16 protein-coding genes, 6 tRNA genes and 1 rRNA gene are annotated in these 15661 nt (G+C 46.1%); 6 read left to right on the forward strand and 17 right to left on the reverse strand.

From position 1 onward, the window contains the following. Positions 1 to 157: 157 nt before the first annotated feature. The 3 genes from CD05_RS0109240 to CD05_RS18100 form a co-directional block, all read right to left on the reverse strand. A tRNA-Ile gene (locus CD05_RS0109240) sits at positions 158 to 234 on the reverse strand. A 115-nt stretch (positions 235 to 349) separates the two neighbouring features. Beyond that, a tRNA-Ala gene (locus tag CD05_RS0109245) sits at positions 350 to 425 on the reverse strand. Positions 426 to 611: 186 nt separating this feature from the next. Then, positions 612 to 2124 (reverse strand): 16S ribosomal RNA (locus CD05_RS18100). A 571-nt stretch (positions 2125 to 2695) separates the two neighbouring features. Between CD05_RS18100 and CD05_RS0109255 the strand changes: the two genes are divergently transcribed. The 5 genes from CD05_RS0109255 (at position 2696) to CD05_RS0109275 (ending at position 5591) form a co-directional block, all read left to right on the forward strand. After that, positions 2696 to 3268, forward strand: coding sequence for a hypothetical protein (locus CD05_RS0109255; RefSeq protein ID WP_028510267.1), 573 nt, complete (start codon positions 2696 to 2698; stop codon positions 3266 to 3268). Then, positions 3268 to 3474: a helix-turn-helix transcriptional regulator gene (locus CD05_RS0109260; protein WP_028510268.1), complete on the forward strand. Its 207-nt coding sequence runs from the start codon at positions 3268 to 3270 to the stop codon at positions 3472 to 3474. The genes CD05_RS0109255 and CD05_RS0109260 overlap by 1 nt, the downstream gene beginning before the upstream one ends. Before the next feature lie 74 nt (positions 3475 to 3548). Continuing rightward, entirely contained in the window at positions 3549 to 4631 is a 1083-nt protein-coding gene (locus CD05_RS0109265) for an endonuclease NucS domain-containing protein (protein WP_037322923.1), read from the forward strand. 79 nt (positions 4632 to 4710) lie between these two features. Next, entirely contained in the window at positions 4711 to 5016 is a 306-nt protein-coding gene (locus tag CD05_RS19715; protein WP_051588914.1) for a cyclic-phosphate processing receiver domain-containing protein, read from the forward strand. A gap of 14 nt (positions 5017 to 5030) precedes the next feature. Then, positions 5031 to 5591 carry a DJ-1/PfpI family protein gene (locus tag CD05_RS0109275; protein ID WP_028510270.1) on the forward strand — a complete coding sequence of 187 codons (561 nt, stop codon included), beginning with the start codon at positions 5031 to 5033 and terminating at the stop codon, positions 5589 to 5591. Between the two features lie 43 nt (positions 5592 to 5634). Here CD05_RS0109275 and CD05_RS0109280 read toward each other — a convergent pair whose 3' ends face one another. From CD05_RS0109280 to CD05_RS0109335, 12 genes are all read right to left on the reverse strand, one after another. Next, complete coding sequence (locus CD05_RS0109280) at positions 5635 to 6105, reverse strand: TspO/MBR family protein (protein WP_028510271.1); 471 nt, start codon at positions 6103 to 6105, stop codon at positions 5635 to 5637. 57 nt (positions 6106 to 6162) lie between these two features. Next, on the reverse strand, positions 6163 to 6924 hold the full coding sequence (locus tag CD05_RS0109285; protein ID WP_028510272.1) for an SDR family NAD(P)-dependent oxidoreductase: 762 nt from the start codon (positions 6922 to 6924) through the stop codon (positions 6163 to 6165). Positions 6925 to 6948: 24 nt separating this feature from the next. Then, positions 6949 to 7152: a hypothetical protein gene (locus CD05_RS20340; protein ID WP_028510273.1), complete on the reverse strand. Its 204-nt coding sequence runs from the start codon at positions 7150 to 7152 to the stop codon at positions 6949 to 6951. A gap of 65 nt (positions 7153 to 7217) precedes the next feature. Beyond that, positions 7218 to 7291 (reverse strand) — tRNA-Cys (locus tag CD05_RS0109295). A gap of 7 nt (positions 7292 to 7298) precedes the next feature. Further along, positions 7299 to 7374, reverse strand: a tRNA-Gly gene (locus CD05_RS0109300). A gap of 17 nt (positions 7375 to 7391) precedes the next feature. Continuing rightward, a tRNA-Asp gene (locus CD05_RS0109305) sits at positions 7392 to 7468 on the reverse strand. Positions 7469 to 7471: 3 nt separating this feature from the next. Next, positions 7472 to 7547, reverse strand: a tRNA-Val gene (locus CD05_RS0109310). Between the two features lie 90 nt (positions 7548 to 7637). After that, the gene (gene hslO / locus CD05_RS0109315; protein ID WP_028510274.1) at positions 7638 to 8507 is read right to left on the reverse strand and encodes an Hsp33 family molecular chaperone HslO; all 870 of its coding nucleotides are present in this window, start codon (positions 8505 to 8507) and stop codon (positions 7638 to 7640) included. Positions 8508 to 8513: 6 nt separating this feature from the next. Then, entirely contained in the window at positions 8514 to 9266 is a 753-nt protein-coding gene (locus CD05_RS0109320) for a class I SAM-dependent methyltransferase (RefSeq protein ID WP_028510275.1), read from the reverse strand. After that, a complete protein-coding gene (locus tag CD05_RS0109325; RefSeq protein WP_028510276.1) occupies positions 9266 to 9574 on the reverse strand; it encodes a YerC/YecD family TrpR-related protein in 309 nt (102 codons plus the stop codon). Before CD05_RS0109325 ends, CD05_RS0109320 begins: the two co-directional genes overlap by 1 nt. A gap of 138 nt (positions 9575 to 9712) precedes the next feature. Continuing rightward, positions 9713 to 10447 (reverse strand): CPBP family glutamic-type intramembrane protease, encoded by a 735-nt coding sequence (locus CD05_RS0109330; RefSeq protein WP_051588915.1) that lies wholly within the window; start codon positions 10445 to 10447, stop codon positions 9713 to 9715. Beyond that, positions 10440 to 12650 carry an EAL domain-containing protein gene (locus CD05_RS0109335; RefSeq protein WP_028510278.1) on the reverse strand — a complete coding sequence of 737 codons (2211 nt, stop codon included), beginning with the start codon at positions 12648 to 12650 and terminating at the stop codon, positions 10440 to 10442. Before CD05_RS0109335 ends, CD05_RS0109330 begins: the two co-directional genes overlap by 8 nt. Positions 12651 to 13005: 355 nt before the next feature. Between CD05_RS0109335 and CD05_RS0109340 the strand changes: the two genes are divergently transcribed. Then, positions 13006 to 13515 (forward strand): hypothetical protein, encoded by a 510-nt coding sequence (locus tag CD05_RS0109340; protein ID WP_028510279.1) that lies wholly within the window; start codon positions 13006 to 13008, stop codon positions 13513 to 13515. Positions 13516 to 13609: 94 nt separating this feature from the next. Here the strand turns inward: CD05_RS0109340 and CD05_RS0109345 are convergent, their stop codons facing one another. Then, positions 13610 to 14704, reverse strand: a complete 1095-nt coding sequence (locus CD05_RS0109345; protein WP_028510280.1) for a hypothetical protein — start codon at positions 14702 to 14704, stop codon at positions 13610 to 13612. 56 nt (positions 14705 to 14760) lie between these two features. After that, entirely contained in the window at positions 14761 to 15660 is a 900-nt protein-coding gene (locus CD05_RS0109350; protein ID WP_242841249.1) for a PP2C family serine/threonine-protein phosphatase, read from the reverse strand. Position 15661 lies beyond the last annotated feature (1 nt).

Consider the following 15661-nt stretch of genomic DNA (forward strand, 5'->3'; position numbering starts at 1 on the left):
CTCATTGCTTTTAAAAGCCTTTTACAAAGAATTTTTGCTTTAGCTTAATTGTAGTAAAAATACCCGACTTTTTTGTCGTTTATTTTCCTCATTTGCATTTACCTTTTCCTTTATTCAATTTTCAAGTTGCTATCTCAGAAGCATTTTTTTGCTTCCATGGTGGGCACAAGTGGACTCGAACCACCGACCTCACGCTTATCAGGCGTGCGCTCTAACCGGCTGAGCTATGCGCCCATTTTAATTTGCTTCGCAAATTTGAATGGCTAAGTTTGCCTCGGCTCGCTTCAATTCGCTTTACAAATTTCAATGTCCGGTTACATTCTACGGTATGTTCGTCTTCCTTACCCATTGGTGGAGATGAGGAGGATCGAACTCCTGACCCCCTGCGTGCAAGGCAGGTGCTCTCCCAGCTGAGCTACACCCCCATGTTCTAAGAAGGCAGGCTTATCTTTCCTTCCCTCTCTTCAGGGTTTAGGTTCCGTCTTATGCTTTCCTTTTCAAGATACCTTTCGGTATCTTCAAAATTGAACAATAACTGCTGTTTCTTATCCTTGCTGACCGGAGAATTCTATTCTTTTGAAAGAGTGTTCTCTCTTTCGCTTTCTCCATAGAAAGGAGGTGATCCAGCCGCACCTTCCGATACGGCTACCTTGTTACGACTTCACCCCAGTCATCAATCCCACCTTCGGCAGCGCCCTCCTTACGGTTAGGCTACTGACTTCGGGTGTTACCGACTCCCATGGTGTGACGGGCGGTGTGTACAAGGCCCGGGAACGTATTCACCGCGGCATGCTGATCCGCGATTACTAGCAATTCCGACTTCATGCAGGCGGGTTTCAGCCTGCAATCCGAACTGAGACTGCTTTTAGGGTTTTGCTTCATATCACTATGTCGCTTCTCTCTGTTAACAGCCATTGTAGTACGTGTGAGGCCCAGGTCATAAGGGGCATGATGATTTGACGTCATCCCCACCTTCCTCCGTTTTGTCAACGGCAGTCCTGCTAGAGTGCTCTTGCGTAGCAACTAACAGTAAGGGTTGCGCTCGTTGCGGGACTTAACCCAACATCTCACGACACGAGCTGACGACAACCATGCACCACCTGTCTGTCCGTCCCCGAAGGGATTTCACATATCTCTATGCTATGCGTACGATGTCAAGACCTGGTAAGGTTCTTCGCGTTGCTTCGAATTAATCCACATACTCCACTGCTTGTGCGGGCCCCCGTCAATTCCTTTGAGTTTCAGCCTTGCGGCCGTACTCCCCAGGTGGATTACTTATTGTGTTAACTGCGGCACGGAAGGGGTCAGTCCCCCCACACCTAGTAATCATCGTTTACAGCGTGGACTACCAGGGTATCTAATCCTGTTTGCTCCCCACGCTTTCGAGCCTCAGCGTCAGTAAAAGCCCAGTAAGCCGCCTTCGCCACTGATGTTCCTCCTAATATCTACGCATTTCACCGCTACACTAGGAATTCCGCTTACCTCTACTTCACTCAAGAACTACAGTTTCAAATGCAGTTCAGGGGTTAAGCCCCTACATTTCACATCTGACTTGCAGTCCCGCCTGCACTCCCTTTACACCCAGTAATTCCGGACAACGCTCGCTCCCTACGTATTACCGCGGCTGCTGGCACGTAGTTAGCCGGAGCTTCCTCCTCAGGTACCGTCATTATCGTCCCTGAAGACAGAGGTTTACAATCCTAAAACCTTCTTCCCTCACGCGGCATCGCTGCATCAGGCTTGCGCCCATTGTGCAATATTCCCCACTGCTGCCTCCCGTAGGAGTCTGGGCCGTGTCTCAGTCCCAATGTGGCCGTTCAACCTCTCAGTCCGGCTACTGATCGTCGACTTGGTGAGCCGTTACCTCACCAACTATCTAATCAGACGCGAGCTCATCTTTCAGCGATAAATCTTTGATAGTTGAACCATGCGATCCTACTATATTATGCGGTATTATCAGTCGTTTCCAACTGCTATCCCCCTCTGAAAGGCAGATTGCTCACGTGTTACTCACCCGTCCGCCACTAAGTTTTAAAAAGCAAGCTCTCTAAAACTCCGTTCGACTTGCATGTGTTAAGCGTGCCGCCAGCGTTCGTCCTGAGCCAGGATCAAACTCTTTAAATAGATTGTATCCTAATTCTCTTTCGAGATTTATGATCTCAGTTTCTTCACTGTCGTGTTTCGCTCATTTTTTAGTCTTTGCTTGACCTTACTTCTCGTTTCCTCAAAGCAATTTTCAAGGGTTTTGTGTTTCTCGTTATTGTTCAATTTTCAAGATACCGTGTCCAGCCTTTTAAGGGGCTGTACTCTATATTATATCACCTTTCCTCGATTTTGTCAAGGGGTTTTGGAGATATTTTTTACTGTCTTTGAGATTTTTTATCGTCTCGCCCGACAGCTTTATTATTATACTCCTTTTATCGACAAATGTCTATAGATATATATTTAACGTTACGTGAACGTTTTATGATGCTCCGCATTTTGTCGTCAAAGTGATGTATTTATCACATATTTGCTTGTGCAGAACACCAAAAGTGATGAATATATCACATTTTTTCTTGACTTTTGCCCGATAGTGTGATATTATTGTCACATGAGGTGAGAAATAGATCACACTACACTTAAAAATCACGTTATTTCACATATGTATAACACCACACCACCTATTACAGTATATATAAAGGAGAAGAAAGCTATGGATACCAACAAGATAAACCAGCTCTACAGAGCATCAAAGGACAAATCCCTCACCCGTGAGGAACGCAGACAGGCATCTTACGACTATGCGTGGGAGAAATACCGCTTGGACAATCGTCCGCCGATGACTTTCAGAAAGTCGTCATTTTATAATGCAATACTCAGTCTGACAATTGCACTGATGTTTGGGTATATGGGTCTGGCCGAGCAGTTTGATTTCAAGTCAAGCAGCCTTAACCTTATGATATTCCCATTCTTTCTTGTTGCTGAGATAGCTGCACTTGTATTTTCACTCAGGCAGCAGTCAAAGTACAAGACCGAGCCTGCTGACGATCTTGCCACCTCTAATATGAACCGTGCAGGCGTCCTCTCTTACGCTGCTATCATTTCTGTTATGGCCGTCACCCTGTTGGTTGTCAGCATTTTAAATGACGGCGACAGGTTCAGCGTAAGCTACAGCGCCATGATGTTTCTGTTCTGCGGCTTTGTAATCCTGCAATCGTGCATACAGAAATTCATCTTCCTTTTTATAGAAAGAGGCGACACTGTCGAAGCTGAGGAGGACGAATAATGGCTGAGCTTGTTACTAAACTGAAAGAATACCGTGCCAGGACAGGCATGAAGCAGGGCGACCTTGCCGAGCTTGTAGGTGTCAGGCGTGAAACGATAATCAGGCTCGAAAAGGGGGTATATAATCCCTCGCTGAAGCTGGCTATGGATATTGCCAAGATATTCGGCGTGACTGTGGAGGAGCTTTTTTCGTTTGAGGAGGGGTAGGTTGAAATAATACGCTCTCTGTGATATAATATAATCAACCTGATATATCTTTTATAAATAAGGAGGAATTATTTATGTTGCATCAAAATCTATGGTACATTGAAAATGGCAACGAGGTTGAAAGCATTACAATTGAAGAAAACAAACTTGAAAAGCTCTTTGTTAAAAATCCAGATATTCTTGACCGCAGCTGGCTAATTATCGGTGAACAAGTCTATACTGATGCGAAAAAGTATATTGACCTGCTTTGCATGGAGCCCGACGGTGATTTAGTTATTGTCGAGTTAAAAAAAGACATGACTCCTCGTGAAGTGACCGCACAGGTTCTCGATTATGCTGCAAGTGTTTCAGAGTATAATTATAATGATATATTAAATGTTTATAGCAAGTATGTTGAAAAGCACCCCAAAGCTCCCAAAACATTAGAGGAAGCATATCAAAAAAGATTCAATAATAAATTCACATTAGACGATGATACGTTTAAGCCTAATATCAAAATGGTAATAGTCGCCGCAAAAATGGATAAAAGCACCGAAAGAATCATTGGTTTCCTTCGTGACAAATGCGATGTACTAATAAACATTCTTTTCTTCAATGTATATGAGTGTAACGGAAAACAGTTACTTGGCAGAACATGGTTTGGCGACGACATTGAAGAAAGAGTATTAAAATCAGACAACGCAAAAATATGGAATGGCTATGCCTATGTAGCATATGGGTGTGGCGGACACAGAAAATGGGAAGACGCTTTAAAATATGGTTTTATTTCGGCAGGCGGTGGCAGCTGGTATTCAAATACTTTGAAAAACCTTGATGTTGGAGAAAAGATTTTTGCTTATATTCCGCAAAAAGGCTATGTAGGATATGGAATTGTTACCGATACGTTAGAACAAGCAAAAGATGTTACTTTTGATGTTAATGGCGAGTCTATTACATTTGCCGATTTTGAAAACGGAATCAACTATCTTTATTCATCAGACGACCCAGAACAAGCTGAATATGTTGTAAAAGTAAAATGGATTCACACAGTAGACGAAAGCAACGCTGTAAGAGAACCCGGCTTCTTCGCTAATCAGAACAGTGTTTGTAAGCCAACAGTTTCTGTATGGAATGACACTGTAAATCGTCTCAAGCAGATATGGAATATAAATGAGTAATGCATTGCTTTTTCTTTTCCTCTATGCTATAATATAATCCTCACTCGTTTGGTCTTATATAACAAAGGAGGAAGATACTATGGGCTTAAAACTTTTCGTTGACGACACCCGGCCTCAGCCCAAGGGGTTTGAGTGCGTGACAAGCTATGCCGATGCAGTGCTTTACTATGAGCTGTTCTCGGAGTTTGAGTTTGTCAGCCTTGACTATCACTTAGGAGAGGAGCACACCGGGCTTGACATCTTAAAATGGATGAAGGAACACGGCAAGCACCCGGCGCACATAAATATCCACTCAAACCACATAGAGGGCATGAAGCTGATGCGTAAATACGCCGAGGAGAACTTCCCCGGCTCAAAGGTCACGATGAACACACTATATAAATAAGCGGAGGACTGCAAATGAGGGTTCTTTTATTCCTTGCAAAAGGCTTTGAAACTATGGAGGCAAGCGTATTCGTTGACGTTATGGGCTGGGCAGGCATTGAAACCGTGACCTGCGCTATGCGAAAGACTGTGACGAGCACTTTCGGCGTGTCGGTCAATGCAGATGTGCTGCTGCAGGACGTAAATGTCAGCGACTATGATGCTCTCGCAATCCCAGGCGGCTTTGAGGAATACGGTTTTTATGAAGACGCATACTCGCAGCAGGCAGCAGAGCTTATCAGGGAATTCTGCTCCGCCGGCAAGATGATAGCCACGATATGTGTAGCCGCCCTCGCACTCGGCAACAGCGGCATACTAAAAGGCAAGCGTGCGACCACCTATCATTTAGGCGACGGCCGCAGGCAGCGGCAGCTTGCAGAGTTCGGCGCAATTGTCGTAAACGAGCCTGTCGTCAGGTGCGGCAATATAATCACCTCATACTGTCCGCAGACAGGACCTGAGGTAGCATTCACACTTCTCGGCGAGCTCGCCGGGCAGCAAAAGATGAAAGAAACAAAGGCCGCAATGGGTTTCTGATATTGTACATAAAAAAGGACTGCTAAACGCAGCCCTTATTTTTTTAGTTCAGCACAGCGATGCCGATATTCAGATAGCAGGCAAACATACACCAGAACAGATAGAGTATGTTCATAAGGCCTGCGAGCTTGTTTTTGCGGTAGAAATCAAGCAGCATTATCCCGACAGATACTGTGAGCGCTACGAGCACTATAGCCGCTATCCAGAGAAAATGCAGCCGGAAGAAAACTATGCTCCATGCGAAATTGAGTATCAGCTGAGACGCAAACGCCGCAACAGTTGTCTGCGAGCTGCTGCCTTCGAGCCTGAAAATGATATACGCCGACGCTCCGAGCAGGCCGTATATTATCGCCCACATTACCGGGAAAAGCCACGCAGGAGGGCTGAGCGGCGGAGATGTGAGCGTATCGTAAAAGCCGCTGAAATTGCCGCCGACAAGTGCGCTCACCGCCCCGAAAAGCTCGGCACCGACTATCCATATCAAAAGCTCTGTCTTGCTTATCCTTTTTTGCATACATATACCCCCATTGCGGTTTTTAGTATATTGTATGCTGTTTTGATCGCAGTATTCTTATTTTATGTATTTTCCTATGCCCATCATCCAGAATTTCATTATCAGTCTGTGCGGATAATACTTCGAAAAAAACTGCATCGTCTTTACATATGCCCCGTAGACCGACATATCCCTGCCCTTTCTTGCGTCAGCTATCGCCTTGCGTGCAACGTCGGCAGGCTGCGCCATGTGAGGAAATTTTATCTTAACACCGTTTATTTCCTCCTTTAAGAGATCGGTCTTTATCCACCCGGGGCAGCAGGCAGTCACGGTAATGCCTGTGTCTTTAAGCTCTACATTCAGCGCCCTTGAATATGAAAGAGTGAATGCCTTTGATGCCGCATAAAGATTTATATACGGCACCGGCTGGAACGACGACTGCGAGGATATATTCAGGATATGGCAGCCCTTTTTCATAAAGGGTATGCAGATATTGCAAAGCATCGCCACCGAGGTGTTATGTGTGTTGATATGCGAGGATATCTCCGATGCCGAAAGCTTATCAGAGCGTGCCATGCGCCCCGAGCCTGCATTGTTTATTAGCCACCTCACCTCATACTCGCCCTTTTCAAGCTCATCGCTTATCACCGAGAGGTTATCAGGGTCTGACAGGTCAACAGAAAAGCCCCTGACCTTGTCGCCGAGGGTTTTCTTGAGCGCATCAAGCTTTGCGACATTTCGCCCTATAGCCCATATCTCATCGACTTCATTGTAGAGCTGTTTTGTGAATTCACTGCCCAGCCCTCCGGCAGCACCGGTTATGATCGCTATTGTTTTCATTTTATCACCGCTTTTTCGAGCAATTCATTCTCCTTTTCTCAGGAGCTTACAGATATATCCTGATGTGACCGGAACTTCCGTGTCCGCCATTGGGAATACCCGGTCAAATCTTTTATTCTCTGACATGATATGTATCCTATGACTGCCGTCCTTCTCTATCCTGACGAACCAATAGTATACCTCATCATTAAAAATCACCTTTCGCTTACCTTTTGTATTTATTGCCACAGCTTTTCCTCCGGCTCTGTTTTTGCTTATGAAAAAGCCCCTTAACCAAAAGTTAAGGGGAAATCTGGAGGCGCCAGCCGGATTTGAACCGGCGATCAAGGTGTTGCAGACCTACGCCTTACCACTTGGCTATAGCGCCTAAAATATGGAGCGGATTACGAGGCTCGAACTCGCTACCTCCACCTTGGCAAGGTGGCGCTCTACCAGATGAGCTAAATCCGCTTGTTTAAAATATTAAATGGCGACCGGAATGGGGCTCGAACCCACGACCTCCAGCGTGACAGGCTGGCGTTCTAACCAACTGAACTACCCGGCCATTTGGTGGAAACTATAGGGCTCGAACCTATGACCCTCTGCTTGTAAGGCAGATGCTCTCCCAGCTGAGCTAAGCTTCCACATTTGCGCCCTACAGGCTTCCCTGTCAGGCGACTTATTTATTATACACTATATCTTTCGATTTGTCAAGGGGTTTTTCAAAATTTTTTTCATTTTTTTATAAGAGCCTCAACTTCGGCACTTGTGAAGCGGTATACCTTATCGCAGAAGTGGCACTGTACCTCGGTTATTTCGTCATTTGCCATCTCTCTGAGGTCGGCCTCGCCTATCGACTGGAGTGCTCTTGACACCCTGTCACGGGAGCAGTCGCACTTATAGTTTACCTCAAAATCATCAAGGATATTCGGCTCCAAACCTTCGAGAGTCTTCAAAGCTATCTCGTCAACAGTCATGCCCTGCGAATAGAGCTGCGTTACCGACTTAAGGTTTTTGATATTATTCTCAATCACGTCAATTGCACTCTCCGGCGCAAAGGGCAGCAGCTGGATAAGATAGCCGCCTGCGTTAGCAACAGTCAGGTCGGGGTTCACGAGCACGCCCAAAGCGCACACGCTCGGTATCTGCTCAGACACAGCAAGGTAGCTTGTGATATCCTCAGCTATCTCACCCGAAACTATAGGCACCTGCCCCGAATACGGCTCCTTAAGGCCTAAGTCCTTTACGACCGAAAGAGTACCGTTCCTGCCGACTGCACCTCTGACATCGAGCTTGCCGTAGCTGTTTAACGGAAGCTCTACCACTGGGTTCTGCACATAGCTCTTGACATTGCCGAAGCTGTCAGCGACTGCGATAAGCGCACCTGCAGGGCCGTCGCCGTTAAGACGAACCGTCACCGTGTCGTCCTTGCCCTTAAGCCCGAAGCCCATAAGCGATGCCCCGAGCGAGAGCCTGCCGAGTGCAGCTGTAACAACTGCTGATGTTTTATGTATACGCTCTATCTCGCCGACTATGTCCTTGCCGTCAATAGCCGAGCATACAACAGATGCGTCCTTGCTTATTACCCTTACTATCCTGCCCATTTATGCTCATTCCTTTATCTTCTTTTTGCACACATATACTATTCTCTGTGTAGTTTCCGTTACCGGCTTGTCTGTATAATCATCAAAGCTGTCAAGTATCTCAAAGCCGGCATCAATAAGCGCCTGTTCAATAACTGCTGCATCGAACGCTATCTCCGTAAAGCTCTCGCCAAAGCGTTCATACCTGCCGTCATCGCCCTGCTCGAAAAAGTCGAGCGTGATATCCACCGAGCCGTCACTTTCGCTGTATTCATTCTGCCACACACAGTAAAGCCCCTCGGTGTCAATGACATAGGTGTTGCTGCCAAGTATCTCCCTGTGCTTGTAGAGGGTGTTCATATCAAAAATAAACATACCGTCCGGAAATGCAAAGAGCGACACCTTTTCAAACGCCGTCTTTATCTCATCGAGCGAGCTCAGGTGGTTTATGCTGTCGAGCGTGCATACGGTGATATCGATCGTTCCGAACATATCAAGCCCGGTCATGCTCTGGTTGAGATACTGTATCGGCAGACCGCTGTCGTATTTCTTATCAAGCGCACAGGAGAGCATCTCATTAGATGCATCTGTGCCGATAACGTCATAGCCTCTTTTGGCCATTATCTCGCAAAGCGTGCCGGTGCCGCAGGCCATGTCAAGAAGTATCTCACGCCTTGCGCCGAACCGCTCTGCCTGCCTGTCGATAAAATCAGCGATGCCTGTATAATCGACCTCGCCCTGCAGCTTGTCATAAAAGTAAGCGAACTGCGAATATGCCATTACTTATCGCCCTTTTTCTTGCCCTTAAGTCTGTCAAAGGCTATGCAGTAGCCGCCTGCCCCGTCATATGAGAGCGAGCGGTTTACTCTGCTGATAGTTGCAGTAGATGCTCCTGTAGCCCCTACTATATCACTGTAGACGTGGTTCTCGGTGAGCATCTGCGCCACCTTGAAGCGCTGCGAGAGCGCCTTAAGCTCGGGAACTGTGCATAAGTCCTTGAAAAAGAGCCTGCATTCCTCTACAGTTTCAAGTGTAAGTATTGCCTCATAGAGGTCGTCAAGATTATTTATCTCCAGTTTTTCTCTCATAATAAAAACCTCTCTTAAAAAACCCTTTACTATTTCATGATGTAAAGCGTAAAAATCCTACATACCTATTTTAGCACATTACATTATGAAAGTAAAGGGGTTTTGAAAAATATTTTTTTCTTAAGACTCATATCTTTATCATATCATCTCACGCCAGCTGTCATAAAGCCCGGGTACTGCCGATGTAATGAGTATGAGCATAGCCGTGCTCATATCAAGCAGAGCGTGGCTTATAAGTATCGGCAGAGGGTCTCTTTTTCTGCGGAAGTATATGCAGAATATGACCGTCAGCGGCAGGAATGAGATAAAGCGGTATATCATATACCTTGCATCAAACACTGTCGGTATAAAGCAGTGCTGAAGCGCATAGAAAAATGCCGGCACAATGATGCTTGCATATTTGTTCTTTATGCACCCTACCCCGCAGCCGAGGTAAAGCCCGTCCTCTGCAAAGGGAACAGTCAATGGCAGAATGATAAGATTCATAACCGCCAGCGGAACTGCTATCGGTGCTGCGATATCGAGTGACACCTCAGGCATGAACGAGCCGTAGCAAACAAAGCCTGCAAGATACATTCCCGACATACCTATCATCGCAAGGCCAAGCGAAATAAGGACAGTCTTCTTAACAGTATTCTTGCCCTTTTCAAGAGACATTAGCTCTTTGAAGTCTGTGCCTGCCTTTTTTGCAAGCAGGACGATAAGCAGTATCGTCACGATATTCACAGCACTTGCCGCTATCGACCAGCAACTGCCTATCTCTTTGACCTGCTTGCCCGTGACAGCTGCGCCGACAATGAATATCAGCAGGAAAACTATACTGCGAAAGGGCAGCAGGTATTTAAGTCTGACGGTATTCTGGTTATCATTCATTATTTAAACTCTCCTCGTCTTTTCCGTCACTTCTGCCTTTTCTTATGCGTTCTTCGTATTCGTCATGCGGCATGGGCTTTGCAAAATAGTAGCCCTGTATCATATCGCACCCCTGCGATGCCAGGAATTCCACCTGCTCCTTGACCTCGACGCCCTCTGCGACAGTGCGCATATCAAGGTTCTTTGCAAGCCTTATAGCCTCGCTTACCACAAGCTCGCCTCTCTCGGTGTCGGCAGCCTCGCCACGGAAGAACTCAGCATCGAGCTTGAGCACATCAAGCGGCATATCCTTTAGCGAATTGAGCGATGAATAGCCAGAGCCGAAGTCATCCATAGACACAGCAAAGCCGTAGCCTTTGAGCCTGTTTATAGTCTCGACCATAGCGTCCTTGTCATCAAAGAACGCACTCTCGGTAAGCTCTATCTCGATGTACTCGTGCGGTGTACCTTCTGCGTCAACTATATCCCTTATCTGCTCGGCGAGGTCGCTCTCGATAAAATGCGCTCTCGAAACATTGACAGACACAGGCACGCACTTAAGCCCCAGGTCGAGCCATTTTCTTTGGTCTCTTGCAACATGGGATATCATGTAGTGGTCTATCTTGGTGATAAAGCCGTTGTTTTCAAATATCGGTATGAACTTATACGGTGAAAGGAAGCCGTATTCGGGCGACTGCCACCTTATAAGTGCCTCGGCACCCCTGAGCTCATGAGTGCGTGGGTCATACTTGGGCTGATAGTATACTATAAATTCCTCATTATCAAGCGCCTTTTGCTGGGTCTGCGTTACAGTGTTTATCCACTTCTGCTCCTCGACCAGCTTGTCGTTATAGAACATCACAGCATTGCCGCTATTGTCTGCGAGTGTTGCACAGGCAGCAGAGGCGTTTATAAAGTCTGTCTCTGTATCGACGTTCTTTCTTTTTGCGAAGAAGCCGCCGTCGAGTGCAGGCAGCAGGAACACACCTGCGTGGAATGCAAGCGAATTATTCTGCACAGTATCACTCAGAGCCGAAAGGATCATCTCCAGTCTGTTTTTAAAGCTCTCATCATCGGTGTATCTTAGCATGAGCGCAAAGCTGTCCTCTGCATTGTGAGCACAAAGCTCCTTTTTATCAACATAGCCTCTCAGCTTTTTAGCAACGTTTTTGAGTAAGACCTCGCCCTCGTCCACCGAGTTGCAGACACAAAAACGCCTGTATCCGATAAATTCAAGGTCGATGAGCGCAAAGTTCTTATTGGCATTTTTGTGCTTTGAAAGTGTGCTCTCGGCATTATATACAAACCACAGCCAGTTGCGGCCGTCTACCTTTATATCAGTAAAGAGAAGGTTGCGCATCCTGCGTATATTGAGCAAGCCCCTTATGATCATAACGATAAACGCTATAAACATTATAGCAATAACTACGCCGGAGAACACAAGCAGCTCGATCAGAAACGAGAGATTTAAAATATTCATGGATATAACGCATCTGAAATAAACAGTCTGTTCCTTTTCAGGAATATCCATCTGTACCCAGACAGGAAGCTGCACAGAATCCTTTTCTTCCATGATAGCCTTCATATCGACAGGCCGCTGGTCTTTGTTGTAGCCGTCCTTGAAGCCTTCGGAAAAGTCATCACTGCCATCTGACGGGTCACCGTTGACATCAGATGAATCCAAAGTGCGTATTACCTCTTTAAAGAATCTGAATCCGTTTATATCTATCGGGTCTGCCTCATCAAGAGGCTCATCCTCAGGCACTTCATCTATGCTGATCACATCATTCTCAGAATCGCCGTAAAGAGTATATGTATACTTCTTCAAAAGCTCATCATTACTAAGAGTTTCATCCTCAGACGAAAAGCTCGTTGCGTGAAGGAATTTACCGCCTCTTTTCTTTCTTGTATCCTTTCCTGACTGGCTTATCACATTCCCCTGCTTGTCAAGAAGAATATAGTCTATCTCGCTTTTTTCAAGAATACCGATGGCTTCGTCTCCGTCATTGGAGGCATAGGACCTTCTTACTATCGTTGCCTTGTCAAGCTCAGCGATCAGAGTGTTTTTTATCGACGCTTCAGAGGTCATTGAAGCCATAACAACAAAAAGTGATAAAAGCATCGCCGCAAATATAATAAACACAAAAAATGAAGCGACCACTCCGCCCTTTTTCGATTTGAGCAGTTTTTTTCTTCTCTTTTTTCTCTTTTTCAGATCAGTCACGCACACACCCCCAAACAAATATTTCCGTTTGAGTTTATTATACTATACTAACGCCGCCTTTGTCAAGCATAGAGCACTATATGATGCACAGTAAGACTTATTTACAGCAGTTTTTGAGCCGACATTTGATAATATCAAACTTGTTTGAGTAAAAATACCGAAATTTACACGATTGAGTGAATAATTTTATTAAAAAGTCAATTTTTCGGCCTTCTTATTATTGACAATACGAATTAAAAGTGGTATAATATTGTATAGTAACCGAAAATATAGCTGATCTGTTTCTATCTGTTTTTTAATACAGTTATATGATCCTTTATTTCAGATAAATCTACCGTTACAGGAGGAAAATGTTATGGCATTTATGCTTTACAGTATTGACGACGCTATCGACTGCAAGTATGTTGTTACAAAAACAATGAGCGGGCAGGCTAAAGCCGGTACGCTTGTTCATATAATGGATACCACCGAGAAATCTGATGGTATCATTGTTGATTACCGCGTTACAAGAACAGGGCAGAATTTCGTTGCAAGGTTTAATACGATAAAGGATTTCTGCAAGTGGGCTCACCCCGACACCTTCCTTGCAAGGCATTATGACAGCTTTTCCAAGAAGGAGATACAGCAGTATCTTAAAGTCAAGGAGAGGTCAGTTGTTTCGTTCTGCCTGCCTATAATCCTTATCTCACTTATTGTCATCTGGGGCGTTTCAATTGCCTTAGTCGGCGGCGGCGCAGGCATCGCAGTAGGTATAGTATGCTCGCTGATAAGTGTGCTTGGAACACTTTTTGCTTTCAAGATGACCAAGGAGAAAACGATGCTTAAGATGTACAGTAAGGTAAACGTCGGCATCAGTTTCAAATAGTAAGTTTTCAGCCGTCCCTTTCGGGGCGGCTTTTTTGTGCCTGTAAGAGTCATACAAAAACCGCCCGCAGCATAACACTGTGGGCGGTTTGAAATTACATTTTCTTTCTGAAAAAGAAGTTCGATTTTGCGACCTTCTTGCGTCTTTTGGCCTGCTTTAAAAGCTCCTCGGGTGAGATGAGCGGCTTTGCATCTATCTCGTCCTTGGGCTTGAAGCTGTCGGCCTTGCCGCTTGCAACGTCTTCAAATACTGCAAGCGTATCTTCAACAGGAGTTACCGCATCGCTCGTAGCAGCGAACGGGTTGTTTTCCTCAATGGATACCTTTTCTACACCGCTTGCGGCCTCGGCTGCCTTCTTCTCGGCGAGCTTCTTTTCAACGGCCTCCTGAGCGGCTCTCTGCCTTGCTCTCTTTTCTTCGAGAGCCTTTTCCTCGTCCTCGGGGGTAGTTTCCTGCTCCTCGGGTGCGGAGAAATCAAATCCGTCCATGAACATAGACATATCATCAGGAAGTGCAGGAATATCGTCCTCAGCGGCTTTGGCTTGTTCTGCCTCGGCTGCCTCCTCCGTCTCTGCTTCTTCCTCAGCTGTTTCTTCAGCCTGCTCAGCATCTGCCGCAGGCTCCTCAGGCTGTGCAGCTATCTCGTTCATAGCAGGAACAGTGAGTTCCTCCATCTGCGGCTCAGTGGATATCTCGTCCATCTCAGGCTGCTCGGGAGTCTCGGTATATTCTTCGTCAGCTATTTCAGGAGCAGTTATCTCAGGCTCCGGCTCGTCCTCAGGCTCTGTCAGGTCAACAGGCCTGTTGTCAACGATATTAAGAGAAGCACTCACAGTGATCTCCTTATCGGGGCCAAGGCAGACCATGCACTTTTTGTTGGCGCTGTTGAGTGCAAGCATTATATCCATACACTCGACAGACGGATACAAAAGCTCATCGTCCGAAAGTCTGATAACGCAGATATTCTTTGCAATATCATACCCTGCGTCCTTCATCATAGCATAGGCCGATGTGTCAGCAGGAACGTCAACGACGTCGCCGTTCTGTATCGTTATACCCGAGATACAGGTAAACACCTCGTCCTTCTCGTTTGTAACAAATGCTGCGTTACAGTCTGCAAGCTGCGGTCTTGCAAACCTCATTCGCATAGCATTTTCTGTTGCGTATTTATAAAAATCGCCTAATTTCAAGGCTAACACCGCCTTTTGTTGACTGTCTTCCTTGACAGTCCGTTAATTTGTACTAATTATCTTTTCAGCACGCTTGCTCGTCTCTCGGCTGCAAGACGCTTGTTCTCAGCGATCTTTGCCCTTATCACGTCATTATTAGACTTTGCGAGCTCCTCGTCGTATACGCACGAGAGGGATATATCATCCTCTGTGCCGAAATGCGAGCGCTTAACGAGGTTATTCTTAAGCGAGCCCATGAACGCGTCAGGATTTGCGAGCTGACCTGCGATTATCGTGTGATAGTCGAGGAAGTCATTATCGCTGCCGAAGCTGGTATAAAGGCCGTCGGTAGAAACGCATATACAAAGCAGCTTCTTGTCCGGAACATAGAACGAATCAAACATATCCGCAGCAAGAGCATTACACATACTTGATGTAATGTTTGCCGGGTTGGATTCCTCGTAGTCCATTATCATAGATGTCTCGCCGTCTTCAAACACAGCTACAAGGCTTCCGTCGCCTATCTGGAAGCCGAAGGTATAACCCCTTGCAGCAACAGCAGCGACAAGTGTTGTGCCATAGTATGACTCAGGCGGGATCTCCTCAAACTCCTCAGGGCTGAACTTATTGAGCTCATCAGAGGTAAGGGGTGTCTTTGCAAGGTGGTCGAGCACCTTGTCGTTCCAGCGCATTATTATCTGCTTTTCTATGCATTTCACAATGCTCTTGTGTCTTTCCTTAAAATTGCGGTCGAACTCGTCGGGGTCGGCATAAAAACGCTCTATTGTCTCAACAGCTGCTTCAACAGCGCACTGCGAGCCTATGTTTGATCTGAAGTGCTTTTTACTGCCGTGACCGTCAGCGACCACTGCTGCGGCAAAGCCGTTGCCGACCTTGAATGCCGAGCTGTCCTGACATACAATATTTCTCTTTTGGTGGCTCGCACCCATAACTGAGTGGCTAAAACCATTGAACATG

Source organism: Ruminococcus sp. NK3A76, assembly GCF_000686125.1.
Taxonomy (GTDB): Bacteria; Bacillota; Clostridia; order Oscillospirales; family Ruminococcaceae; genus NK3A76.